Source organism: Pseudomonas gingeri, assembly GCF_013386115.1.
Classification (GTDB): Bacteria; Pseudomonadota; Gammaproteobacteria; order Pseudomonadales; family Pseudomonadaceae; genus Aquipseudomonas; species Aquipseudomonas gingeri.
On sequence record NZ_JACAOR010000006.1, the window covers coordinates 134,228 to 158,176 of the forward strand.

Consider the following 23,949-nt stretch of genomic DNA (forward strand, 5'->3'; position numbering starts at 1 on the left):
CACACGGCCCCGGGCTAGACGACAGTCCGTGGTGCGCCACCCTCCTGTGGGAGCGGGCTTGCCCGCGAAAGCGGCGGTGCGGCTGGCATCGCCATCGCTGGCAAGCCAGCTCCTACAAGGTCCCAGGACAAGGTCGCGCTTCACGCCCACAGCGCGGTCAACAGCGAACTACCCGTGTGACGCCCACCGCACCGACCCATCCTCGCCGACAAACTCCTCGATGATGTTCTCCCCGCTCAAGCGCACCCGCGCGTAGCCGTTGAGCACCCGTTCAGGGTATTCATCGTCCCCGGCATTCTGCGTCTCGGAAAACAGCACCCGCTCATTGCCGTCCAGTTCGCTGGTCACGCCATAGGGAATCGCCCCGTGCCCGGCGCAGCGCGCCCGCAGCCCGTTCAGCTCGGCATAGACGATGCCGTTGTGCAGGTGCCCCCAGTACCAGTAGTCCGGCACCCGGCCCAGGGCCGCGCACACCTGCTTGTACAGGTCGTTCGGGTTATGCCCGCTGATATCGAAGCCCTGGTGATGACTGAGCACCATCAGCTTGCCGCGCTTGGGCAGCGTCTTCATCCAGTCGATCTGCTGCGGGTTCAGGGTGCCGTCCATGTAGAGATTGAGCGGCTTGGAGGCATAGGCCGAATCCAGCCCGACGATCAGCCAGTCATCGTTGTACAGGGCGAAGTAACTGGTGCCCTGCTGCATCGGGAAACGGGACTTGAGCTCGGCGAAGTAACCGTGGGCACCGCTGTACATCTCATGGTTGGAGTTGAGGGTGAACGCGCCGTGCTTGCCCATCGGCCAGCCGGCCATGTCGACGTCCTCCTGGGAGCCGGTGCCGGCGTAGTAGACGTCGCCCAGGTGAATGGTGAAATCGGCCTGGGCCAGTTGCATCTGGTTGGCGACGGCGACCGCCGGCGCATGGCTGTCGAACGGCCCGGTGCCCCAGTCGCCGGCAATCGCCAGGACCACGTCGCGATCCATCATCATCACCATCGGCGTGGTAGCGAAGGTAGCATGACGCCGCAGATTCTCGATCCACTTGATCAGCGCCTCGCTCCACAGCAGGTCCAGCAGTTCCCACTTGCGACAGCCCAGCAGCGTACCGTCCTTGAGCACCCGCGTCTGCAACTGCGCCTCCGAGGTCGGCAGGGCCTTGGCATCGCCCAGGTGCAGGATCGACAGGCCATGGGACAGCTCCCACGGCACCGACGGCTCGTCGGTCGGCAGGTCGCCGTGTTCCAGCACGTACTGGGCCTGGTCATGGCCGCGCTGCAGGAGCATCTGGATGGCCTGGAACTCTTCGGGCTCGATCTCGCTGATGAGTTTTTTCCAGGACAGCTCCAGCCGTGCCTTCAAGCCGCTGAGGCGGACGCGGATCTTCGCCAGCTCGTGTTCAAAATGATGCATGGTCATGGCGGTCTCCCTACAACGTCTTCATGAATTCGATCAGCGCCCATTTCTCGGCGTCGGTCAGTTGGGTGCCGTACAGGTGACCACTGTTGTGGTTGCCTTCCAGGCGCGTGTCGTACTTGAAGTAGCCCGGTGCCTCGACCTGCTGGCCGCTGGTGACGAAGCCGACCTTGACCGGGTCGTAGACATCCGAGCCGGTGCTGAACGCCACCGGGCGTTTGTCCGGGGTCTGCAGCAGATCCCACAGGCTCGGCACCGAACCGTTGTGCAGGTACGGCGCGCGCATCCACACGCCATCGGTGGGGGTGTTGCTGTAGCTCTGGGTCTTGCGGTAGGCGTTGAAGTCGAACGGCGGTTTCTTGAAGCCATGGAACGCCTGCACCAGGCCCACGGTGAAGGAATCCAGGCGATGCGGGTCGGTGCCCAGTTGATCGATGCGGGTGGTGACCTGGCCGGTATCGGCCTTGCCGAACTCATGGCAGCCCGCGCAGTTGTTGTCCCAGATCGGCTTGCCCTGGGCGACCCGCGCCTGATCCAGGGCGAACGGCCAGGCCGGCGGCTTGGTGCCGAGCAGCCAGTTGGTAACCCGGTTGAAACTGGCCGGCAACACCGACTGCGGTGTCGCGCCCACGGCCATGGCGGCGGCGTAGTTGCGCTCGTGGATATCGTTGTTGTTGCCGTCCCAGTGCAGGTACAGCGATTCGCGCGGTTTCTGGTTCCAGATCTGCGGCAGGTCGACGGTGCCGATGGTCGAGTCATCCGGGAAACCGAAGACCACCATCTTGGTCGGGTTGAAGGTGTCGGTGCGCCCCGGCCCCTGGGCCGGCCGCAGTTTCTGCCAGGCGTAGGCCTGCTTCTGCTTGAGCAGCGCGGTCTTGGCCATGGGGATGATCAGGTAGCGGTTGTACAGGCGTTCGAAGAAGCCCAGCTGGAACTTGCCGTTGATCGCGGTCATCACCGCGTCGGTGGTGAATTTCGGATCGCTGGCACAGTCGTAGGCGAACCACTGGAAGGCCTGCAATTGCAGGGTATTGGCCGGCGCCGTGGCGATCGGCCTGGCGACATCGCTCGCCGAAGCACGGTACGAGCCGGTATGGCACAGGGCGCAGTTGGGCTCGACCGTCGGGTAGCCGATCTGCCGCTTGGCCATGCCGATGGGCAGGTCGCGACCATTTTCGTAGAGGAAGCCGAACGACTCCCAGCCAGCGCCGGCCCTGGGCATCTTTTCCGGGCACATCTGCGGCAGCACGGCAAACAGGTAGTAGGGAATCCGCGCCTCGATCCCCAGGCCGATGGCGGCGTACTTGAAGTGGTCCTCGTCGGAGGCGAACTTCTCCTCGGGCACCACCCGCAGCATGTTGTACCAGGTCTGGTAGCCGATAAAACCGAGCACCAGCACGGTGACCAGCAGGCCCACGCGGAAGCCGTGGCGCTGCCAGCGCACGGCCCAGCCATGGCACCAGCTGTGCCAGCCACTGGCGAGCAGCGCCCAGGGCCGCTCGGCCGGCGGGCTGCCGAGGTAGAGCAGGATCCCCAGGATGAGGAACATGCTCAGGTCACCCATCAGCATCGGGAAAAACACCGAGGCCTGGTTGCTGGTATCGATCAGGTAGATCCAGAACGCCACGGCAATCAACCGGGTCAGCACGCACAGCCAGGAGTGGATGGGAAAACGCCGGGCGTTGAAGCCCGACGGCATGTAGAACACGCTGATGCCCACCAGCAGCATGCCGGCGTTTTCCAGCCAGGGGTCCGACAGCACCGGCGGCAGGCCGACCACCGAGGTCAGCAGTGCCGGAGCGAACAGGGCAGGCAGTGCGAACACCATGTTCATCACGATGCCTATCCAGATAAAGCGTTGAAACCAGCGGATGTAACTGTCCATATCATCCTTCCCTGCCAATCCGTTTTTTCCGGCCGAGCACGATCCTTGTAGGAGCCGGCTTGCCGGCGATGGCGGTTGCGAGGTCGATGCAAGGCTTGCGGGCCTCATCGCCGGCAAGCCGGCTCCTACAAGGTTTCGCGGTGTTTTCCAGACTGATGCGCATCAGCCCAGCGCGGTCTTCTCCAGGTGCTCGAGGATCAGCGGGTACACATCGACCACCGCGTTCTTGCCGAACATGCAGTCGATATGGCCGTAGCCCGGCACCACATGGCGGCTGAACAGCTCGGGGCCGTGCAGACTGACCAGGCGCTCGTAGGTCTTCTCTGTGCTTTCCGGCAGGTAGCACTGGTTGTCGGCGCCGCTGATGAAGCAGATCGGCATCTGCAACCGCTCGAAGTGCGGCATGTAGACGTCATTGCCCTTGAAGTCCACCAGATGCCCCTTGCGGCAGATCAGCGCCAGGTGCTCGAAGGTCTGGATATTCGACTCGCCGAACAGTTCGTGCAGGTTGTCGTGCAGGGTTTCGTTGAGGGTGTCGTGACGGTACAGCGAGGCATACATGAAGGTGATCCGGTGACAGACCGGGTTGGTGCAGTAGCCCTGGGCCTCGATCCGCGCATAGACGTTGAGGGCCTTGTCATACAGTTTGTTGAACCAGCTCTCCTTGCTGTCGGCATAGGCGGTCAGTGACTTGATGCCCACCGCATCGAGCATCCCCGGCAAGTGCAGGCCGGCCTTGATCCCGGTCGCCGTGGCCACCACGGTATCGGCGGCGATCTGCGAGCAGACCACCGAGCGCACGTCCTGCAACCCCGCCAGCAGCGACATGAAGAAGGTCGTGGCACCGTAGCAATGCACCACGCACTGCACGTCCAGGGCCCCGGTGGCCTGGCGGATCTGCGCGATGGCGGCCTTGTAGTCGTACTGGGCGATCTGGTCGCCGTTCCACTCGTGCTTGCTCGCCGGCAACAGGATGCTGACACGGAAATCCAGGAGCCAGACGTCGTACTCATGCTTGCACAGGTACTCCAGCAGGTTGGTCTGGATGGTGTCGGTGGAGAAGATATTCGAGCCCACGCCCAGCCCGTGCACCAGCATCACCGGGCCCTTGCTGCCGGCCTGGTAACGGGTCAGGCGCAGCTGGACCTTGTCCTCGGTCTCGAAGAAATGCACGGTCGGCACCGGCGCATCCAGCGGCCGCTTGTGCCGGGGCGGCGCATCCGGGTTGAAGTAGATATCGCCGGCAAACACCCCGCCGTAGCTTTCCCAGAGAATCCCGGCGAAGAACTTGCCGAAGCGCGCCAGGGCTTCGATACGCTCGCGTTCGTTGCGGGCATTGAGCACCTTCATGGTAGTCATCTGCCTGGCGAAGTCGGCGGGCAGGATATGCATGACCCCGGAGCCGAGCACCGCGCCGCTCTTGTCCGGCCCCTGGTAGAGCGTGACATAGAGGGTGCTGGTGTCCGGCCAGATATTCAGCACGCCGTTATCCTCGGGCACGGTCTTGAAGGCGCTGAAGTAATAGTCACGACCGTCCTCGGCGGTCAGCTTCATGTCGTAGTTCATATGGCGTACGCCGACCTGCTCTTGGTACTGTTCGAACAGGTTGAACACGCCGTTGCTGGCCGTCAGTGGATACGGCGACAGCGCCGGGGCATTGAGGGTACCGACCAGGGTGGCGGCGTGCTCCGGCTCCTTGATCATCCGGTTGAGGTCATTGGCGGTGATGGTCAGGGTGAACTCGATGGGCGAGTTCTGTGCCTCGCCGCTCTTGGCCGCCGCTTCGTACAGCTTGAGGTCGGTGCCCTGGGGCTGGGTGAAATCCCTGGAGAAATAGCCCTTCATGGTTTCGGTGAACTGCACGCCGAGGGTCGGCGGCGCCACCGGTTTGCGCGGTGCCGACGGCAGGCGGTAGTCGATGACCCAGCCACGATCGGCGGCCAGCAGGCCCATGTTGCGCTCGCTGACCGCGGAGATGGTCAGCAGCGGATTGACCGCCAGCGACGTCGGGATCACCGCGCCATCGGTCACGTACAGCCCCGGATGGACATCGGTGCCGCTGGTGCCGCTGAACACCTGGCCCTTGTGGTTGACCACGCCCTGGGTGGCGTCCTCGCCCATCACGCAACCGCCCAGCGGGTGCACCGAGACGATGCTGTGCTTGAGCAGTTTGGTCCAGATCGGATTCGGCACCCAGACCCCGCCCAGGGCCTGGGTCGAGCGGTGCAGCCGGTCATTGCCGAGCTTGAAGTTTTCCTGCTCGCCCACGCCCGGCCAGTCGATGCGCAGTTGGTCCTGGGCGTCCAGCACCATGCGTCCCTTGCCGTCGTCATGGCTCATGATCAGGTAGGTCTGCATATTGTGCAGCGCACCGTAGTAGGGGCCGCGCAGAAAGCTCTCGGCCTCGCGGGCCTTGTAGTGCAGTTCGGCGCTGACCCCCTTGTCGGTGGCCTCGCCGATCATCTCGGCGAAACCGGCCATGGCCGGCACCATGGGACGCCCGAGGGCGCCGGGGATCGAGCCCTCCTCGATGACCATGCGACTGCGCCAGTCGCCTTCGGTGCGCATGTCGATGATCGAGGTGATGCACGGGCCCACCGGTTGCAGTTCCTTGGCCGAATGAGCGCCGAAACCGATGCCGTTGATGGTCTGTTCGCAGTTGTGGCCGAAGCCGAGGATATCGCCGTTGCCACTCATGTTTTCGCCCAGTTGCCCGGACATCGGCACGCCCTTGCTACGTGAACGCAGGAGGATTTCGGTGGAGCCCAGGGTGCCGGCGGACACCACCACGATGTCGGCCTTGACGAACAGGGTCGGCGCGGAGAATTTCTCCCGGCCGCTGTCCAGGTACTGGAAGTGCACGATCCAGCCATCGCCGTCGCGCTCCAGGTGCCGCACCTCGGCCTGGCAGAAAATCTCCGCGCCATGGTTCCAGGCATCCGGCAGGTAGTTCATCAGCGTGGTGTTCTTGGCCTTGTTGTTACAGCCCGAGACGCAGTCGCCGCACTGATTGCACGGCAGTTGCTCGACGCCGACGTGGTTGAGGTTGTTTGGCAGCTTGTCGAAGGTCACATTGATCGGCGGGGTATAGAAATGCGCCTTTTCCTGCAGGTAGTCCGCCGACTTGCGATTGGCGTCCAGCTTCGCCAACTTGGGCGCGGACGCCGGATAGGGATTGGGCTTGAGCATTTCCCGGGCCCGCGCATAACCCTCGGCGAGCAGGGTGTCGCGGTGCTCGCGCACCGCCCGGGGCCAGCGCGGATCATCGAAGACGCCCGGCTCCGGCTCCAGGGACACGTTGGCGTTGATCAGCGAAGTGCCACCCAGGCCACAGCCGACCACCACGTTCTGCTGGGCATTGACGTGCAGGTCGAACAGGCCGGTGCGCGAACCGATATGGCCATCCGGATCATGCACCTGCAACTCCTCCGTCGCCGCGACCATGGTGTTGGGGTATTCCCCCGGCTGGATCTCGCGCCCGCGCTCCAGCAGACAGACGCTTTTCCCGGCACGCGACAGCCGTGAGGCGGCGATGCCGCCGCCATAGCCGGAACCGATCACGATAACGTCGTAGCGTTCCTTGATCTCACTGATGGATGTCGAAATCCGTGTCATGGTTGTTTCCTCTATCGGGCCCTCTATCGGGCTAAGACGGGCAACTCTGCGGTTGCCACCACGGGGGCAGACGGTGGAGCAACAGGCGAGCGCGCACGCGGGTTCTCCAGACAAGCCGGGCATACGCAAAAGATCGGGATGGCGCGCAAGCGCCGGGTCAGGCGCTACAGGCGCGCACGCTGGTTGGTGGCATGGCGATGAATGCGCCTGGGCACCAGGGCACTGGCTCGAGCCACGGCATTGAAGGTGGAGGGGGACGGCGGGTGGTGGTACGGCTGGCGACCCATCAAGCGTTCTCCCTGAACCTGATATGGATGCGAATAACGTTGTGTCCTTGTGCCATGAGTGAAGACTTTGACCGCAGGGGTGTCAATAAACACCCTTAGAACTGTATGAAATTTGATCTATAGCACTCTGCGCTATAAGAACCGGGGCCTGGCGGGCTTGGCGAACAACTTATCCACAGAACCACCCACAGCAAATGTGGGCAAGTACCGGTTCATGCCCTCTCGATGACGAGAGAATCTGAATAAAATCCGTGACTTATTCAGAAAGACCGGTTCAGGCCACCTTTGATCATTTATTGATCAATAGCATACAAGCCGCGATTTAAAAGGCTCGTAGAGGACCGCGAACACCTTATCCACAGAAAGGCCAACAGACTTTGTGTGCAAGTCGGCGATTTCCCCGAGCCTCTGTGGAAAACCTCTGAAAACCGCGAGATATGAAGGTTTCAGGCTAATCATGTGAAGAAAGTACTGCAATTGGATGTTTTTTGACCAACACCTTGCAGACCTTGTAAAACAAGGCCTGCAAGGGACAGCGAACAACTTATCCACAAAAGCGCCAACAGACTTTGTTAACAAGTCGCCCGCGAAGCAGCATCCGGCACTCCTCTTATCCACACAAAAACCTGAACAAAAACCGTCAGTTAGGCTGATCATTTTTCGTACGAAGGGCTACGCCCCTTGATCTGCGCGGGATACAGCGATGCACGAACATCTTATCCACAGACCCGCCAACAGCCTCTGTGGACATTTGTCGGCGCGCCCCACCGAAGGGCTCGCCTGGCATCCTTGAACTATCGACTACACTTCTCGCACAGCGCGCCATGTTCTTGCAGTAAAGGTGTCTTGGCCTGACGCATTTACCCGAGGATGTCCAGATGGTGCGATCTCCATGCGGCCGCTTGCGCTATTTCCCCTAGCGTCTCGCCGCCCATCCGCAGCCGGCTTCACCCTGATCGAGTTGCTGCTTGCCCTGGCATTGCTGGCAACCCTGGCCACGGTGGCCTATCCGCTGACCGCCCTGATGGGCAAACGCGAACGTGAACTCGACCTGCAACGCTCGTTGCGGGAGATCCGCCGTGCCATCGACGCCTACAAGGAGGCGGTGGATGACGGACGGATCGACAAGGGCACGGGCAACGGTTATCCACCGTCCCTCGAAACCCTGATCGAAGGCATCGTCGACAAGAGCGACCCGAGCGGCGGCAAGATCTTTTTCCTGCGCCGTATTCCCCGCGACCCGGTCTGCGAATGCCCGGACCTGCCCGCCGAGAAAACCTGGCGCCTGCGCAGCTACAAGAGCACCGCCGAGAGTCCGGCCGAAGGCGAAGACGTCTTCGATATCAGCTCCACCAGCCAGCGGGAGGGCCTCAATGGGACTCCGTACAATCAATGGTAAGGCCAGGGGCTTCACCCTGATCGAGCTGCTGGTGGTGATGGCGATCATCGCCACGCTGATGACCCTGGTCATGCCGCAGTATTTTCGCCAGCACACCAAGGCCCAGGAAACCGTGTTGCGCCACAACCTGGTGTCGATCCGCCAGGCGCTCGATCACTACCGCGAAGACAAGGGCAGCAACCCCGAATCCCTGGAAGACCTGGTCAACGACCGCTACCTGCGCGAGATCCCCCGCGACCCGATCACCGGGCGGCGCGATACCTGGCGCTTGCAGAGCGGCGAGGACAGCGGTTTCGGCGATGTGCACAGCGGCGCACCCGGGCAAGCAGTGGATGGAACGGACTATGGCTCCTGGTAATGGTCGGCATGTACGCGCACCGCAGCGCGGCTCGGTGTTCATGGGCCTACTGGTCTCGGTGGCCATCGTCGCCGTGCTGCTGATGGAAGTCGGCGTGCTCTGGTCGACCCAACTGCGCCGCGAACGCGAGGCGCAGCTGCTCGCCCAGGGCGAGGAAATCCGCCGGGCCATCGGCCTGTATTACGAACAGAAGAACAGGCTGTACCCGAAGACCCTCGAGGACCTGCTGCTGGACCGCCGCGAACCGACGATCAAGCGCTACCTGCGCCGGGTCTACCCCGATCCCATGAGCGGCAAGGCCGACTGGGGCATCATCGCCGGTCCCGGGCAAACCATCATGGGCGTGTTCAGCCAGGCGCCGGGACAACCCCTCAAGCAGGGCAACTTTCGCCGCTACCAGGAGAGTTTCACAGGGCAAGGCAGTTATCAGGGGTGGCAGTTTCTGTACCGGCCTGGACAGAGTAGCTCCTCCAAAAGAACGTAGAACCTACGTTGGAGGTGAGCATGTGGGGTGATCAAGCCAGTCGTTGAGTGAAATACCGAAAGCCCGAAACGCTTCGGGTGGTTTTTTCCAACTTGAACGTGGACTGAACTATGAACAGCTTACATTTCTACGCACGATCCATTATCCGCTGCGCCCTGGCGGCGTTGTTGGCGATGCCGGCGCTGGGCTGGAGCCATGGGGCGATCGAATCGCCTGCGACACGCCAGGTACTGTGCCGCAGCTTCCAGGACTTCAACGGGTCTCCCGAGCAGATGAAGGACGAGGGCTGCCGCAGGGCCAAGACCGAATACCCGGCACAACTGGTCCACGGGATCACTCAATGGCATGAGGTCAGCGCGAACATCAAAGGCAGCTACGCGGATCCGGACGGCGGCGATGCCGCCGCCAGGAGAATCGTACCCGACGGCAAGCTCTGCTCGGCAAACCGCTCGGGGATGGATGTGCTGAACATGGCCATGCCGCAGTGGACCAAGACCAAGGTGACACCCGATGACTCGGGCAAGATCACGGTGCGCCTGGCCACCACCCAGCCCCATATGCCCAGCTTCATCAGGGTCTACCTCAGCAAGCCCGGCTACGACAGCGCGACCCGTAAACTGGGGTGGGACGACCTGGAACTGATTCACGCCCAGGAACTGACCGATGTCCGCAAGGATTGGTCCCCCGCGCCCATCATCTCGGACCCCAACACGTTCTTTCTGCTCAAGGTGCAGATTCCTCCGGGTCGCACGGGCAATGCCGTGCTCTTCACCCGCTGGCAGCGCCGGGATCCGGAGGGTGAAGGTTTCTACGGCTGCAGCGATATCGCTTTCGACGACAAGACCCAACCCTCCCCCTGGATCAAGGAGAAGGTGTTTATCGACGGCAACGGGATCGATCCAAAGGCCGGTGATACCGTGCACTTTCGCGTATTCGGACATGACCGGGCGGTCAGCGAACTGGTCGACCTGAAACTGCCCATCGACGCCAGCAACCAGAATCCCGCGGTGTGGGGCGCGCAACTGGCGAACCAGTTGAGCAGCAGCCAGCACCTCATTCGTGTCGGGGTCAAAAAAGATGAAACCATCACCTTCAATCCCACTGACGTCTACGCCAACTACAACTACCTGAGCGATGCCAGAAACTCCACGCAGATGTCCATCGACGCCGAAGGCGATGGCGAGAACCCCGGTCCGGTGGATGAACGCCCCCCCGTGGCGGTGATCGAGGGGGCGACCCAGATCAAGGCCGGTGAACGGTTCACCCTGGACGGCCGCAAATCCATTTCCTACAACAGCACGCCACTGCGCTATGTCTGGGCATTCGTGGGTGGGCCGGGCTGGACCTATGGCTCCAACACCGAACCCACTTTCACCATTACCACGCCGGCCAGTGACAAGGTCTCGAGCGCGAAGCTGTTGCTCAACGTCTACGATGAAGCCAACAAGAAACGCCATGAAGCCGAAGTGACCCTGACCGCGACCCCGGCATCGGGCGGCGGCGATGCACCACCCTACGTGGAGGGTACGGACTACAAGGCAGGCGATGTCGTGAGCAACGCCGGCAGTACGTACAAGTGCAAACCCTGGCCCTATACCGCCTGGTGCAAGGGCGCGGCCTGGGCCTATGCCCCCGGCACCGGCGTCCATTGGCAGGAAGCCTGGGAAAAGCTCTAGCAATGGGTGAGGCCCCGTGACGCCGTACTTCATGTACGGCGTCATCCCTGCGCTGTATTCATTTTTATATTTCCCGACAACAAGGGCTCTCTTTTTAATAATAAAGAGATATAACCCCCAGTCCCTTGCCGCCGGGGGTATTGAACTAGAGTTACAGTCAGTCATTCACCCATGAGACATGTTCAACGTGTACCTGCCGGTGGTGCCCACCTGATGTAGGGCCGGAATAGGTTATGAAGTAACCGCGTTCCCTGCCTCATCAGCCGAGCGGCCCCCATGAACGGTCCATCGTCACGCCCGCGCCTCGCACAGCCCTCATTCGGCTTCACCCTGCTCGAACTGCTGGTGGTCCTGCTGATCATCGCCCTGCTCGCCGGCTATGTCGGGCCGAAGATGTTCGACCGCCTGGAGCTGGCAAAAGTCCAGACCGCCAAGGGCCAGATGAAATCCCTGGCCGATGCCCTGCAGCAGTACCGCCTGGACAACGGCCATTACCCCAGCGAGGCCCAGGGCCTCAACGTGCTGGTCGAACGGCCGGCCAGCGAACCCGGCTGGCACGGGCCGTACCTGTCCAAGGGCGTGCCGCCCGATCCCTGGAACAATCCCTACCTCTTCAAGAACCCCGGCACCGGCCATGAAGTCGAGATCATCTCCCTGGGCCGCGATGGCAAGGCCGCGGGCGACGGGACCAACGCCGACATCGTGTTTGGCTTCTGAGCCAGGAGTCCCCCGCCCATGCGCCACTCATTCGAACTGCTGATCGCCCTGGGCGCGCTGCTGATGGCCGGGACCGGCGCGGCCAACTGTTTCCAGGACGCCGGCGAGCGCTATCACATCGATCCGCTGCTGCTCTACGCCATTGCCCAGGTCGAGTCCGGGCTCGATCCGCGGGCACGCAACACCAACCGCGACGGCAGCCGTGATATCGGCCTGATGCAGATCAACAGCCGCCACCTGGAGCGCCTCGCCGCCTTCGGGATCGCCGAGCAGAACCTGCTCGACGAGCCCTGCACCAGTGTCATGGCCGGCGCCTGGATTCTCGCCCAGTTCGTCCAGCAACTGGGCTACGGCTGGCAGGCCGTGGGCGCCTACAACGCCGGTGCCCGCGTCGAGCGCGACGCCAACCGCAGCCGCTACGCCCGCCGGGTGTGGGGCTACTACGCCAGCCTGCTGGAGTTGCGCCAACGCAGCGCGGGCACGCTCGCCGCGCGCAACGGTGGGCGACCATGAGGGAGTTCGATGCCCGCGTCATCCGCCAGGGCCAGCTACGCAACCTGCGCCTGCAGGCCGCCGACCTCGACGATGCCCGCCGCCAGTTGCAGGACGCCCAGGTGGTCTCGCTGCGCCAGCGTGCCTCGTTCAAATGGCCGGGACGCGGTGCGCGTTTCGCCCTGGGCCTGTTTATCCAGGAACTGGTGGTGCTGCTCGATGCCGGGCTGGTGCTGGTGGAGTCGGTGGAAACCCTGCGCGACAAGGCCGCGCCGGGGATCAACCGGCAAGTGCTGAGCGAATTGCTGGAGTCGATGTACCAGGGCAACGCCTTTTCCCGGGCCATGCAGGCCAAGCCGGCGATCTTTCCCAACCTGCTGGTGGCCACCGCCGCTTCTTCCGAACACAGCGGCCAGTTGTCGGTGGCGCTGCGTCGCTACCATCACTTCGAAGCCCATCTGGAAACCGTGAAGAAGCGCGTCAGCAGCGCGCTGATGTATCCCCTGGTGGTGCTCGGCGTGGGCGCGGTGATCCTGCTGTTCCTGTTGTTCTTCGTGATCCCGCGCTTCGCCTCGGTGTTCGACGCGATGAGCGACCTGCCGGCGACCGCGCGGTTCATGGTCTGGTGGGGCGAACTGGTGGAGCAACAGGGCGGCCTGCTGATGGGCGGCCTGGCGGCGGTGATCGCCGCCCTGGTGCTGCTGGCGCGAACCGCGACGGTCAAGCGTCACCTGGCCGCCCTGCTGTGGAAAATCCCCAGCCTCGGTGCCCAGCGCACGCTGTTTATCCTCGCGCGCTTCTACCGCACCGCCGGCATGCTGCTGATGGGCGGGATGCCAGCGGTGTCGGCCCTGGAAATGGCCGGGGCGCTGCTGCCGGCCGAGCGCCAGGGCGACCTGCACCGCAGCCTGGGCGATATCCGCGCCGGCCAGCCGCTGTCCACCACCCTCGCCCGCCACCGGCTCACCACCCCGGTCGCCGAGCGCCTGTTGCGCGTCGGCGAGCAGAGCGGCGAACTGGCGTCCATGTGCGAGCGTATCGCGCAGTTCCACGACGAAGCGCTGGAGCGCGCCATCGAGCTGTTCAGCAAGGTCTTCGAGCCGCTGCTGATGCTGGTGGTCGGCGGGCTGATCGGGCTGATCGTGTTCCTGCTGTACATGCCGATCTTCGAACTGGCCGGTTCCATCCAGGGGTAGCACGATGGACACACTCAGGCAGCAATGGCAGCAGCAGGCACGACAGGACAACATCCCGTTGGCGGAGTACCTGCAACAGGTGCTGGAGGACACGCCGGAACACCTCGCCGACGTCGCCGCGCTCCTGGGCCTGACGCCACTCACCGAGGCCCAGGTCGAGGGTCACGAGCGCTTCGACACCCTGACCCTGCCCCAGGCGCTGAACCGCCGGACCCTGCCGGTGGAGATCGCCGGCCAGGCCTACCTGGTGCTCGGCGCGCCCTTCTCCCTGAGCGGTCGCCAGTGGCTGCAGGCCCATGCCGAACTGGCGCCGATGGCCCTGGCGATGAGTCTGCCGGGGGTCGTCGAGGCGCAACTGAAAAAGGCCGAGGCCAGCCAGCGAGTGATGGACCCGTTCGCCCGTGACGACGAAGACGCGCGGGTGGCCGAGGCGGTCCAGGAAATATCCCTGAGCAGCATCGCCCGCGACGACAATCCGGTGGTGCGACTGGTCAACTCGATGCTCTTCGATGCCCTGCAGAGCCGGGCCAGCGATATCCACGTCGAGAGCACCCCCGAAGGCCTGGTGATCAAGTACCGGATCGACGGCGTGCTGCAACAGATCGGCCAGAGCGCCGGGCTCGACACCGCCGAGCAGGCGCTGTCACGGCTCAAGGTGCTTTCGGGCCTGGATATCGGCGAGCGCCGGGTGCCCCAGGACGGTCGCTTCAAGGCGCGCATCCAGCAGCGCGACGTCGACTTCCGGGTCTCGATCATGCCCAGCATCCACGGCGAGGATGCGGTGCTGCGGGTGCTGGACAAATCCCAGCGCGGCGAGTCCCTGAGCCTCGACAGCCTGGGCCTGGACGCGGACGCGATCGGCCTCATCCGCCTGCTGGCCAGCGAGCCCTACGGCATGCTGCTGGTCACCGGTCCCACCGGCAGCGGCAAGTCGACGACGCTGTATGCCGCCCTGTCGGAGACCAATACCGGCGAGAAGAAAATCATCACCATCGAAGACCCGGTGGAGTACGAGTTGCCCGGCGTGTTGCAGATCCCGGTGAACGACAAGAAGGGCCTGACCTTCGCCCGCGGCCTGCGCTCGATCCTGCGGCACGACCCGGACACCATCCTGGTGGGCGAGATCCGCGACGGCGAAACCGCCGGGATCGCCGTGCAGGCCGCCCTGACCGGCCACCTGGTGCTGTCCTCGGTGCACGCCAACAGCGCGTTCAGCGTGCTGGAACGCTTCAACTACCTGAAGGTGGAGCCGGCCAGCTTTGTCGAGGCGCTCAACGGCGTGGTCGCGCAGCGGCTATTGCGACGGGTTTGCAGCGAATGCGCCGAGGCCACCGAGCCCGACGCGCAACTGCTGCAACTGGCGCACCTGCCGGCCGATGCGCCCGGCAGCCACTACCGGCTCGGCCGGGGTTGCGAGGCCTGCCGCCATACCGGCTATCGCGGCCGGCTGGCGCTGGCGGAGGTGCTGACCGTCACCGACGCGCTCAAGGAAGGCCTGCTGCAACGCCGCTCGGCCGCCGCCCTGCGGGAACTGGCACGGGAGTCGGGCCACCGCTTCATGCGCGATATCGCGCTGGCGAGCGCCGCCGCCGGACACACCACCTTGCAGGAGGTGCACCGTGTCCTCTCCCTTTATTGATCACGTGGTGCTGCTGGCCCAGGACGAAGTCCGCTGGGCCGCACGGCCGCGCTGGCCCGCCGGCCCTCCCTGGCAGGACCACGAACGGGGGGATCCGCTGGCGGCCTGTGCCGCGCTGCTGGAGCGGGCACCTCATGGTCGCGTGAGCTACCTGGAGCGGGCCACCCTGCTGCTGGGCTTTCCCCATGTGCATTACCGGGTCCTGCCCTGGCAGGAAGGCCTCTACAGCCCGCTCGACTGGCAAGGCTTCGCCATGGCGCTGTTCAGCCAGCACAACGATCTCGACCCCGCCCAATGGCAGGTTTCGATCGATCCCGCGCCGTTCGGCCGCGTGCGCCTGGCGGCGGCGGTCAACACGGAACTGATGGAATCCCTCAAGGCCCTGTTCCAGGCCCGCCACCTGCCCATCAGGCGTTGCGCGCCGCTGCTGATCGATGCCCTGCAACGCCATTGGCCCGGGTTGCCCGAGGACTACCGCTTCGCCGTTCGCGAACCCGGCGCCCTCAGTTGCGTATTCGCCCACCAGGGTTGGCCGGCGCAGGTCTGCGTCCTGCCGCTGAACCCGCAAACGCCCTTGTCCGATGCCTTGCTGATGGCCGATGTGCTGTGCGACGAACAGGAACAGCAGACCCTGGTGGTGGCCGTCGAGTCGGCCTTCGAACCGTCGACGACAATGCCCTGGCGCTGGCTGGGACCGCTGCATCCCTGGCTGGCGGAGCAGGCCTGATGAACTCGAACCTGATTCGGCGCTGGCGGCGCCCGCGGGCGCCGCTGATCGACCTGCGCGGAGAACGCGCCAATCTCTGGCTGGTGCTCCTGCTGGGCGCGGTCGCCCTCGCCCTGTGGCTGCTGCTGTGGTCGGACTGGCAGGCCCTGCAGGTCCGCGAAGCCGAGGCGGAGCAGGTTGAACGGCAATTCACCGCCCTGGCGATCCAGCAGGAACAGTTGATGCAGGCCTCCCTGCGCACCTCGCCCCTGCAGAAAAAACAGCTGGAAACCTTCGCCCGCCAGAACGCCACGCCCTTCGCCCTGCTCGATGCCCTCGGCCAGGCCTGGTCACCGGACGTCGCGCTGTTGCGCCTGGAGGTCAACACCGCGGCCCGGGAGCTCAGCCTGGACCTGGAGAGTCAGCGCCTGGAAGGCAGCCTGCGCTTTATCGAGAAACTCAAGACCGACACCGGCCTCACCGTCAGCCTGCAACAGAGCGCGCGTAATACCCGCGATCCGATGCTGCCGATGAGCGTCAAATTCAAACTCAGTGCCCCATAGGGAGCGGACAGGCCATGAAGCCGATGATCCGCCAATGGCCCGACGCCGCCCAACTCCAGGCGCGGCTGCGCTGGTCCCTGGCCCAGGTGCAACGCCTCCTCGGCTTCTGGGGCGGCTTGGCGCTGCTGCTGATCGTTGCCGCCCTGGTGATTCGCCAGGGCCTGGTCGTCCCCGGCCTGGAAGACAGCGCCCTGCGTCTGCGCGAGGCCCGGGCGGGTATCGCCGAAGGCCCGCTGGACCTGCATGCCGCCGAGCCGCAGGCGGTCCGCCGCCTGCCCGACACCGACAGCTTCGAGGCACGCCTGGAAAGCCTGTTGACGGTCTTGCAACAAAACGGTTTCGCGGTCCTGCAAACCGACTTCCAGTACTCGTCCCCGGGGGACGACCAGACCCGGCGCCTGGAGCTGGATATTCCGCTGAGCGGCGCCTATCCGGCCTTGCGCAAGGCGCTCGATGAAGTGGCGCGACAACCGGCCGTGCGCATAGAAAGCCTGAGCCTGCAACGCAAGGACATCACCACCGCGCAACTGGATATCCGCCTGCGCGTCAGCCTGCTGGCGGTGCTCAAGTGAAGCTGCCGCTGTATCTGCGCGTGCTGCTCGGTGTGGTGCTGCTCGGTTGTGGCTGGCTGTTCTGGCAGGACCTGGACACGCCTGCGCCACCAGTCAACCCGGGGCCCATCCCGGCCCCCGGCCCGCCGACGCGCGTGCCGCTCGCCACGCCACCAGCGGTGCCCGACGACAGCGCGCCGCCCCAAGCCACGGCGCTGGTGGATCTGTTTCCCAGCCAGAGCTGGCTGCCACCAGCGCCACCCGCCGCGCCGGCGAAACCCGTCGCCCCGCAGGCACCGCCGATGCCCTTCACGGTGAGCGCGCAATGGCGCTACCAGGGCCAGTCGAAGATCGTCGTGCTGCAAGGCCAGGGCGTGCGCTACACCCTGTGCAAGAGCTGCTCGGTGGAAGGACATATCCGCCCGGGAGCGAACCTGGGCAAGGACTATCGACTGGACAAACTGACCGACACCAGCGTGGTGCTGACGTACTTGCCCCTGCGCCAGGTGACCACGTTGCGCCTGGATACTCCCTGAGCACGGACGGCTCTAGCGAAGAGAACGATCATGTCAAAATCTATCCGGCCATGGCTGGCCCTGCTGGTGATCGGGATGACGGCCTGCCAGTCCCAAGGCCCGCTCAACGAGAGTGAGCTGCTGCGCCAGGACGGTGATATCACCCGCTCGGTGGATGTGCTGCGCGCCGCCGTGAAAGAACATCCTGACGACATCCAGTTGCGCGCCGCGCTGTTCAGCCGGACCGAACAACTGGTCGACCAGTACAGCCGCCAGTCCAGCGACGCGCTGGCGCGCAACGACGATGCCGGGGCCATCGCGGCCATGCAGCAGATCCTCAAGTACGACCCCGGCAACCTCGGCGCCAGCCAGGCCATCCGTACGATCCAGAACCTTGCCCGCCTGCGTCCCGAACTGGCGCGAGCCAATGCCCTGCGCGAGAGCAACCCGCGGGAGGCCCTGGCCCTGGTGCGCCAGATCATCGCGCAACAACCCAACTACCGTGACGCGCTGGACCTGCGCGACAGCCTGACGCGCACCCTGGTCAGCGTCGAGAGCCTCAAGCCGAAGCTGAGCGAGGCGATGAAAAAGCCGGTCAGCCTGCACTTCAGTTCCCAGAGCCTGACCACCATTTTCGAGACCATCGCCAGGCTGTCGGGGATCAACTTCGTGATCGACAAGGACGTCAACCCGAACGCGGCCGCCAGCATCTCCGCATCCCGCACCACCGCCGAGGATGCGCTGAACCTGCTGTTGTCGACCCATCAGTTGCAGATGAAGGTGCTCAATGCCGACACCGTGCTGATCTACCCTTCGCGCCCGGACAAGGAGCGCGAGTACCGCGAGCTGGCCGTGCGGACCTTCTACCTCAGCCACGCCGATCCGAAACTGGCGGCGGCCGAGATCAAGCAGTTGCTCAAGCCCAAGGAAGTGCTGGTGGACGAACGGCTCAGCGCGGTGATCGTGCGCGACGGCCTGGAAACCCTGAGCGCCGTGGAGAAGCTGGTACAGGCCATCGACCTGGCCGACTCGGAAGTGACCATCGATATCCAGGTAATGGAAGTCAGTCTGGTGGACGAACTCAACCTGGGGATCAACTACCCCGGCTCCATCGGCCTCTCGTTGCCCGGCACCATCCCGGCCACCACAGGTCTCGGTGGGCGCCAGCTCGAAGTCGGCAGCCTGGAAGCCAAGATCAACCTGCTGCAACGCAGCGGCAACACGGTGACGCTGGCCAATCCGCGGATCCGCGTGAAGAACCGGGAAAAGGCCGAGATCAAGATCGGCGACAAGATTCCGGTGATCACCTCGACCACCGCCAACCTCATGACCACCGCCTCGGTCTCCTACCAGGATGTCGGGCTGAGCATCGAGGTCCAGCCCAATATCAGCCTCAACGACGAAATCAATTTGCAGATGGTGATCGACATGACCCACATCACCAAGCGCAACGAAGGCACCGACAACATCCCGCCGACCTTCGAACTGGGCTCGCGCTCGACCCGCACGACGCTGACCGCGCGCAACAATGAAACCCAGGTGGTCGCCGGCCTGATCCGCACCGCCGATATCGACGAGGGCAGCGGCCTGCCGGGTCTCAGTCGTCTTCCAGGGTTGGGTCAGGCGATTTTCGGCACGAACAAGAGCGAGCAGGGCAAGAGCGAGATCATCCTGCTGATCACCCCGCGGATCGAGCGCAACCTCGACCTGCCGGCGTCCCAGGTCAGCACCTTCAGCAGCGGCACCGAGGCGCGCAGTTCGACCGAGGGCATGGTCCTGCACAACAGCCAGAACCTGAACATGCAGACCAGCGGTGGTGCCGGCGGCAACGCTATTCCACCACCCCTGGCGGTACCGCGGGCGAATGAGAACTGGCAGCCGCTGCCGGCCCCCATGGAACAACCGGTGATGGAGTCGCCGCTGCCCAAACCGGCGGAGCAACCGCCGGCGGCCGCACCGACCGCTCCGCAGCCCTAGGCTGTCTCATGCCAAAGGACAAGGGCCCGCCACGGACTATGGTCCAGCCTGGAACCCTGTAGGAGCTGGCTTGCCAGCGATGACGATGCCAGCCGCGCCGCCGCTTTCGCGGGCAAGCCCGCTCCCACAGGGCGATGTTTCACCATGGACTATCGCCCAGCCTGGAACCCTGTAGGAGCTGGCTTGCCAGCGATGACGATGCCAGCCGCGCCGCCGCTTTCGCGGGCAAGCCCGCTCCCACAGGAGGGGGGGCTCACCACGGACTAGCGTCCAGCCTGGAACCTTGTAGGAGCTGGCTTGCCAGCGATGACGATGCCAGCCGCACCGCCGCTTTCGCGGGCAAGCCCGCTCCCACAGGATGGGGGCGCACTGCGGACTGTCGTCTAACCTGGGACCTTGTAGGAGCTGGCTTGCCAGCGATGACGATGCCAGCCACACCGCCGCTTTCGCGGGCAAGCCCGCTCCCACAGGAATCAACGACCGCAGTTGTCAGCGCACGACACCTTCCTCGATCAGCAACTTGAGGATCGCCTCGGCACCCGCTTCGGCGCTGACGCCCTTGAGCACCTGGCCACCGCCGCCGCTGGCCTTGGCCGTGGCGGCTTTCATGCGGTCGGCGCCACTCTTCGCCTTGATTACCTTCAGACGCTTGGGCCGTGGCTTGGCCGGCTGCAGCAACGCACCGGCGAACAACTCATCCTCCAGCACTTCGACTTCCTCGGCGTGCAACACCCCGCGCTGGGCCGGGCCATAGGCACTCTGGCGCGGCTTGGGCGCGGCGTTATCCACCGTGGCGAGGAACGGCAGGCGGACTTTCAACCGGCGCCGCTGGCCCCGTGGCAAGGCCTGCAGCACATGGGCCACGCCGCCTTCGATCGACTCGACTTCAGCCAGCCCCACCACCAGCGGCCAGCCGAGGTTTTCCGCCAGCAGGAACGGCAGCATGCCCGAACCCTCGCCGGTTTCCGCCTGGCTGCCGGTCAGCACCAACTGGGCCCCGGCATCGCGCAGGTAATCGGTCAGCGCCGGCAGCGCATCGGCGCCGGCCGGTTGCTCCAGCACCCGCAATTCGTCCAGGCCCATGCCCAGGTAGGCCCGCAGCGCCGGTTCGGTGACATCGCCGGCATGCACTACCTGCAAGTCATCCCCGGCCAGTTGCAGGCCCAGTTCCACCGCGCGGGCATCCTGCTCGGCGCGCCGGGCGCGGCCGGAGGTGGGGTGGGCGCCGATGGACACCAGGCTGATTACATTCGTACTCATGACGTCATCCCTACCTTAAGCCGCATCGCGCTTGGCGCCGTTGCGATATGCCGTCACCGCCGCGATCAGGGCGCGGAAGATCTCGCTGCTCTCGCCGATCACCGACAGGTCGGCACGCTTGATCATGTCGCAGCCCGGATCAAGGTTGATCGCCACCACCTTGTCGCAGGCACCGATGCCTTGCAGGTGCTGGATCGCCCCGGAAATCCCCACGGCCACATAGACCCGCGCCGTGACCCAGGTACCGCTGGCGCCGACCTGGCGGTCGCGGGCCATGAAACCGTCGTCCACCGCCACCCGCGAAGCCCCTTCGGTGGCCCCGAGCGCCGCCGCCGTCTCGTGGAACAGCGCCCAGTCCTTGACCCCGTTGCCGCCGGAGAAAATGAACTCGGCCTCGGCCATGGGAATCGCCGCCGGGTCCACCGCCACCGCGCCCAAATCCTCGATACGGGGCAGGCTGCGGGCGATGCTTGTGGATAACTCCACCGGCAAGGCCTCGTGACGGGTTTCGCTGACCGGTTCGGCACATTCGGCGGCCGCCAGGATCAGGCGCGCCAATGGCCGCGCCAGGTCCTGCAGGCCGGCACCGGCACGGCCGATGCACTCGTCGCCCTTGACCTGCCAGACCCGCGTCGCCGGGCGTTCGCCCAGGCTGGCGGCAAACCGGCGGCCCAGTTCGCCACCGCCGCTGCGGCTATCCGGCAGCAACCAGTGGCGGGGGTTGAACTGGTTATCCACAGCCCGCAGGCCCTGGACCCGTTGTTCCGGTGAATAACCGCTGAACTCGTTGCCTTCAAGCACCAGCAGGCGGTCGACACCCGCCGCGGCAAAGGCGCTTTCCTTGTGCTCGCCGAAGACCACGGCCAATACCGCGCCGTCCTTGCCGGCGAGTTGATGGGCCAGGCCAAGCAGGTCGCGGTCGTGGCTGCTCAGGCGACCACCGACCATGTCCGGCACTACGCTGATGTAGAACGCCGGTTGCGGCACCTGATGCAGCGGCAACTGCACTTCGACACTGGCCGAGCGCTTGCTCGCGCCGCCCTGCTGGGCGCCGCTGCGGTCGATGCGCTTGATACCGTTGGGGCCGATAAAACCGATGCCGTGGACATTCTTGCGAACGATCCCGTTAGGCCCCATCCAGCTGTGTTGCACCGGCTGCATGGCCGCATGCAGCGGATGCAGACGGTTGCGGGCAATCCATTCGGCGCGGGGATCGCGGCGGATAATGTCGCTCATCAATGCACCTCCGCGGGTTCACGCTTGGGCGCCGGTTTGCTCGGCGCCGTCTCTTCGAGCAGGGCGTCGGCCACCAGTTCGGCCAGGTCCTTGATCAGGGGGCGCGGTTCGACCACGCCTTCGAGCATCGCCGTGCATTGCGGGCAACCGACCGCCACCAGTTCGGCGCCGGTTTCGCGGATATCTTCCATGCGCATATCGGGAATCCGCTGCTTGCCGGGAATGTCGGTGATCGGCGCGCCGCCACCGCCGCCGCAGCAACGGGAACGGAAACCGGAACGCTGCATTTCCCTGACCTCGATCCCCAATGCCCGCAGCACGTCACGCGGCGCTTCATACTCGCCGTTGTAGCGGCCCAGGTAGCACGGGTCGTGATAGGTCACGCTGTTGCCCTTGTGCTGCCCGAGGTTGAGGGCACCGGCAGCGATCAGTTCGGCCATGTAGGTGCTGTGGTGCTGCACCAGGTAATCGCCGCCAAAGGCACCGTATTCGTTTTTCAGCACATGGAAACTGTGGGGATCGCAGGTGACGATGCGCTTGAAGCCGTACTTGGCCAGGGTCTGGATATTGCGCCTGGCCAGCAGCTGGAAGGTGGCCTCGTCGCCCAGGCGTCGCGCCACGTCACCACTGTCGCGCTCTTCCAGGCCGAGTACCGCGAAGTCGACCCTGGCCGCCTTCAGCACTTTGACGAAGGCGCGCAAGGTGCGCTGGTTGCGCATGTCGAAGGCGCCGTCGCCGACCCAGAACAGCACATCGGTGGTTTTCTTGTCACTGAGCAGGTTGAGGTTCAGGTCCGCCGCCCAGTTCATCCGCCCGCCGGGGGCGAAACCGCCTGGGTTGTCGGTGGCGATCAGGTTTTCCAGGACTTCGGCGCCCTTGTTCGGGGTCGCGCCTTTTTCCAGGGTCAGGTGCCGGCGCATGTCGACGATGGCATCGACGTGCTCGATCATCATCGGGCATTCCTCGACGCAGGCGCGACAGGTGGTGCAGGACCACAGGGTCTCGGCGTCCACCAGGCCGTTGACGATCGGCTGGTGCGGGTTGCCGGAATGTTCGCCGACCGCCTTGCCGGGATACGGACTGCCGGCGAAGTTCGCGTCAGTGCCGCCCGCCAGGCCGACCACCATGTCCTGGATGAGTTTTTTCGGGTTCAGCGGCTGGCCGGCGGCGAACGCCGGGCAGGCGGCTTCACATTTACCGCACTGCACGCAGGCATCGAAGCCCAGCAGTTGGTTCCAGGTGAAGTCCTTGGGTTTCTCGACCCCCAGCGGCGCCTGCGGATCAGTCAGGTCCAGCGGCTTGAGGCCGGTGGAGCGGCCGCCGCCGAAGCGTTCGGCGCGACGGTGCCAGGCCAGGTGCAGGGCACCGGCGAAGGCGTGCTTCATCGGTCCGCCCCAGGTCATGCCGAAGAACAGTTCCGACACGCCCCACAGCACGCCGAGGCCGAGGATCACGGCCAGGACCCAACCGCCGAAGTCTTGCGGAAGAATGCCGGCCACCGGCAGGGTGACCAGGAAGAACGACGCCGAGAAGGCCAGCAGGCTTTTCGGCAGGCGCATCCACGGGCCTTTCGACAGGCGGCTCGGCGGATTGCGGCGCCGCAGATAGACAAAGATCGCGCCGACGAACATCACCGCCGACATCACCAGCAAGGCATAGCCGAGGATGCGGTCATGCAGGCCGAAGCCGTGTACCAGGATCGCCAGGACAATCGAAGCCACCGCGCCACCGGCCGTGGCGACGTGGGTATTGGCGATGTATTTGTCCCGCGCCACCACATGGTGCAAATCGACCATGTAGCGCTTGGGCATGGCGAACAGGCCACCGAGCAGATCGACTTTCGACGGTCGGCCGCGGCGCCACATGGCGACCCGCCGCAGCGCGCCGAGGACAGCCAGGCCCAGGGCGGCGAACAGCAGGATGGGAAGAAGGGTGTTCAACATGGTGCAGCTCCCAAAGACCTCGGGTCTTGCAGGTCGAGAT

At 64.7% G+C, this 23,949-nt stretch carries 20 protein-coding genes; 13 read left to right on the top strand and 7 right to left on the bottom strand.

Annotated features, from left to right (window positions below; all coding sequences use genetic code 11):
• Positions 1 to 168: 168 nt before the first annotated feature.
• From HX881_RS12375 to HX881_RS32980, 4 genes are all read right to left on the bottom strand, one after another.
• Positions 169 to 1,413: a metallophosphoesterase family protein gene (locus HX881_RS12375; protein ID WP_017123226.1), complete on the bottom strand. Its 1,245-nt coding sequence runs from the start codon at positions 1,411 to 1,413 to the stop codon at positions 169 to 171.
• 10 nt (positions 1,414 to 1,423) lie between these two features.
• Positions 1,424 to 3,295 (bottom strand): c-type cytochrome, encoded by a 1,872-nt coding sequence (locus HX881_RS12380; protein ID WP_177084713.1) that lies wholly within the window; start codon positions 3,293 to 3,295, stop codon positions 1,424 to 1,426.
• Between the two features lie 162 nt (positions 3,296 to 3,457).
• Positions 3,458 to 6,910 carry a GMC family oxidoreductase N-terminal domain-containing protein gene (locus HX881_RS12385; RefSeq protein WP_177084715.1) on the bottom strand — a complete coding sequence of 1,151 codons (3,453 nt, stop codon included), beginning with the start codon at positions 6,908 to 6,910 and terminating at the stop codon, positions 3,458 to 3,460.
• Positions 6,911 to 7,074: 164 nt separating this feature from the next.
• Positions 7,075 to 7,197, bottom strand: a complete 123-nt coding sequence (locus HX881_RS32980; RefSeq protein WP_256261915.1) for a hypothetical protein — start codon at positions 7,195 to 7,197, stop codon at positions 7,075 to 7,077.
• An 892-nt stretch (positions 7,198 to 8,089) separates the two neighbouring features.
• Here HX881_RS32980 and HX881_RS12390 point away from each other — a divergent pair.
• The 13 genes from HX881_RS12390 to HX881_RS12450 all read left to right on the top strand — a co-directional run bounded on the left by HX881_RS12390 (position 8,090) and on the right by HX881_RS12450 (position 19,470).
• Positions 8,090 to 8,596: a prepilin-type N-terminal cleavage/methylation domain-containing protein gene (locus HX881_RS12390; RefSeq protein ID WP_177084716.1), complete on the top strand. Its 507-nt coding sequence runs from the start codon at positions 8,090 to 8,092 to the stop codon at positions 8,594 to 8,596.
• Positions 8,571 to 8,954 (top strand): type II secretion system protein, encoded by a 384-nt coding sequence (locus HX881_RS12395; protein WP_177084718.1) that lies wholly within the window; start codon positions 8,571 to 8,573, stop codon positions 8,952 to 8,954. Before HX881_RS12390 ends, HX881_RS12395 begins: the two co-directional genes overlap by 26 nt.
• Entirely contained in the window at positions 8,941 to 9,438 is a 498-nt protein-coding gene (locus HX881_RS12400; protein ID WP_246356496.1) for a type II secretion system protein, read from the top strand. The genes HX881_RS12395 and HX881_RS12400 overlap by 14 nt, the downstream gene beginning before the upstream one ends.
• A 110-nt stretch (positions 9,439 to 9,548) precedes the next feature.
• Complete coding sequence (locus tag HX881_RS12405) at positions 9,549 to 11,114, top strand: lytic polysaccharide monooxygenase (RefSeq protein WP_177084720.1); 1,566 nt, start codon at positions 9,549 to 9,551, stop codon at positions 11,112 to 11,114.
• Positions 11,115 to 11,390: 276 nt separating this feature from the next.
• Positions 11,391 to 11,831 carry a type II secretion system major pseudopilin GspG gene (gene gspG, locus HX881_RS12410; protein ID WP_177084722.1) on the top strand — a complete coding sequence of 147 codons (441 nt, stop codon included), beginning with the start codon at positions 11,391 to 11,393 and terminating at the stop codon, positions 11,829 to 11,831.
• 18 nt (positions 11,832 to 11,849) lie between these two features.
• Positions 11,850 to 12,344 (top strand): lytic transglycosylase domain-containing protein, encoded by a 495-nt coding sequence (locus HX881_RS12415; RefSeq protein WP_177084723.1) that lies wholly within the window; start codon positions 11,850 to 11,852, stop codon positions 12,342 to 12,344.
• Positions 12,341 to 13,519: a type II secretion system F family protein gene (locus tag HX881_RS12420; RefSeq protein ID WP_177084725.1), complete on the top strand. Its 1,179-nt coding sequence runs from the start codon at positions 12,341 to 12,343 to the stop codon at positions 13,517 to 13,519. Before HX881_RS12415 ends, HX881_RS12420 begins: the two co-directional genes overlap by 4 nt.
• Positions 13,520 to 13,523: 4 nt before the next feature.
• Positions 13,524 to 15,158 carry a GspE/PulE family protein gene (locus tag HX881_RS12425; protein ID WP_177084727.1) on the top strand — a complete coding sequence of 545 codons (1,635 nt, stop codon included), beginning with the start codon at positions 13,524 to 13,526 and terminating at the stop codon, positions 15,156 to 15,158.
• Positions 15,139 to 15,885, top strand: coding sequence for a hypothetical protein (locus HX881_RS12430; protein WP_343054750.1), 747 nt, complete (start codon positions 15,139 to 15,141; stop codon positions 15,883 to 15,885). The genes HX881_RS12425 and HX881_RS12430 overlap by 20 nt, the downstream gene beginning before the upstream one ends.
• The gene (locus tag HX881_RS12435) at positions 15,885 to 16,427 is read left to right on the top strand and encodes a hypothetical protein (RefSeq protein WP_177084730.1); all 543 of its coding nucleotides are present in this window, start codon (positions 15,885 to 15,887) and stop codon (positions 16,425 to 16,427) included. The genes HX881_RS12430 and HX881_RS12435 overlap by 1 nt, the downstream gene beginning before the upstream one ends.
• Before the next feature lie 14 nt (positions 16,428 to 16,441).
• A complete protein-coding gene (locus tag HX881_RS12440; RefSeq protein WP_177084732.1) occupies positions 16,442 to 16,999 on the top strand; it encodes a GspMb/PilO family protein in 558 nt (185 codons plus the stop codon).
• A complete protein-coding gene (locus HX881_RS12445; protein WP_177084734.1) occupies positions 16,996 to 17,514 on the top strand; it encodes a hypothetical protein in 519 nt (172 codons plus the stop codon). The genes HX881_RS12440 and HX881_RS12445 overlap by 4 nt, the downstream gene beginning before the upstream one ends.
• A gap of 30 nt (positions 17,515 to 17,544) precedes the next feature.
• A complete protein-coding gene (locus HX881_RS12450) occupies positions 17,545 to 19,470 on the top strand; it encodes a secretin and TonB N-terminal domain-containing protein (protein WP_177084736.1) in 1,926 nt (641 codons plus the stop codon).
• Between the two features lie 489 nt (positions 19,471 to 19,959).
• Here HX881_RS12450 and etfB read toward each other — a convergent pair whose 3' ends face one another.
• From etfB to dgcB, 3 genes are read right to left on the bottom strand one after another with little or no spacing between them, the layout of a single operon-like run.
• Positions 19,960 to 20,730, bottom strand: coding sequence for an electron transfer flavoprotein subunit beta (gene etfB, locus HX881_RS12455; protein WP_017128352.1), 771 nt, complete (start codon positions 20,728 to 20,730; stop codon positions 19,960 to 19,962).
• Between the two features lie 15 nt (positions 20,731 to 20,745).
• Positions 20,746 to 21,966 carry an electron transfer flavoprotein subunit alpha gene (gene etfA, locus HX881_RS12460; RefSeq protein ID WP_177084738.1) on the bottom strand — a complete coding sequence of 407 codons (1,221 nt, stop codon included), beginning with the start codon at positions 21,964 to 21,966 and terminating at the stop codon, positions 20,746 to 20,748.
• Positions 21,966 to 23,909 (bottom strand): dimethylglycine demethylation protein DgcB, encoded by a 1,944-nt coding sequence (dgcB, locus tag HX881_RS12465; RefSeq protein ID WP_177084740.1) that lies wholly within the window; start codon positions 23,907 to 23,909, stop codon positions 21,966 to 21,968. Before dgcB ends, etfA begins: the two co-directional genes overlap by 1 nt.
• Positions 23,910 to 23,949: the final 40 nt, after the last annotated feature.

Excerpts from the sequence above, each read along its gene's own strand:
- dgcB (WP_177084740.1), bottom strand. The coding sequence starts at position 23,909 with ATGTTGAACACCCTTCTTCCCATCCTGCTGTTCGCCGCCCTGGGCCTG.
- HX881_RS12450 (WP_177084736.1), top strand. The coding sequence starts at position 17,545 with ATGTCAAAATCTATCCGGCCATGGCTGGCCCTGCTGGTGATCGGGATG.
- etfA (WP_177084738.1), bottom strand. The coding sequence starts at position 21,966 with ATGAGCGACATTATCCGCCGCGATCCCCGCGCCGAATGGATTGCCCGC.
- HX881_RS12380 (WP_177084713.1), bottom strand. The coding sequence starts at position 3,295 with ATGGACAGTTACATCCGCTGGTTTCAACGCTTTATCTGGATAGGCATC.
- HX881_RS12425 (WP_177084727.1), top strand. The coding sequence starts at position 13,524 with ATGGACACACTCAGGCAGCAATGGCAGCAGCAGGCACGACAGGACAAC.
- etfB (WP_017128352.1), bottom strand. The coding sequence starts at position 20,730 with ATGAGTACGAATGTAATCAGCCTGGTGTCCATCGGCGCCCACCCCACC.
- HX881_RS12400 (WP_246356496.1), top strand. The coding sequence starts at position 8,941 with ATGGCTCCTGGTAATGGTCGGCATGTACGCGCACCGCAGCGCGGCTCG.
- HX881_RS12385 (WP_177084715.1), bottom strand. The coding sequence starts at position 6,910 with ATGACACGGATTTCGACATCCATCAGTGAGATCAAGGAACGCTACGAC.
- HX881_RS12415 (WP_177084723.1), top strand. The coding sequence starts at position 11,850 with ATGCGCCACTCATTCGAACTGCTGATCGCCCTGGGCGCGCTGCTGATG.
- gspG (WP_177084722.1), top strand. The coding sequence starts at position 11,391 with ATGAACGGTCCATCGTCACGCCCGCGCCTCGCACAGCCCTCATTCGGC.
- HX881_RS12405 (WP_177084720.1), top strand. The coding sequence starts at position 9,549 with ATGAACAGCTTACATTTCTACGCACGATCCATTATCCGCTGCGCCCTG.
- HX881_RS12390 (WP_177084716.1), top strand. The coding sequence starts at position 8,090 with ATGCGGCCGCTTGCGCTATTTCCCCTAGCGTCTCGCCGCCCATCCGCA.
- HX881_RS12440 (WP_177084732.1), top strand. The coding sequence starts at position 16,442 with ATGAAGCCGATGATCCGCCAATGGCCCGACGCCGCCCAACTCCAGGCG.
- HX881_RS32980 (WP_256261915.1), bottom strand. The coding sequence starts at position 7,197 with ATGGGTCGCCAGCCGTACCACCACCCGCCGTCCCCCTCCACCTTCAAT.
- HX881_RS12375 (WP_017123226.1), bottom strand. The coding sequence starts at position 1,413 with ATGACCATGCATCATTTTGAACACGAGCTGGCGAAGATCCGCGTCCGC.
- HX881_RS12395 (WP_177084718.1), top strand. The coding sequence starts at position 8,571 with ATGGGACTCCGTACAATCAATGGTAAGGCCAGGGGCTTCACCCTGATC.
- HX881_RS12420 (WP_177084725.1), top strand. The coding sequence starts at position 12,341 with ATGAGGGAGTTCGATGCCCGCGTCATCCGCCAGGGCCAGCTACGCAAC.
- HX881_RS12435 (WP_177084730.1), top strand. The coding sequence starts at position 15,885 with ATGAACTCGAACCTGATTCGGCGCTGGCGGCGCCCGCGGGCGCCGCTG.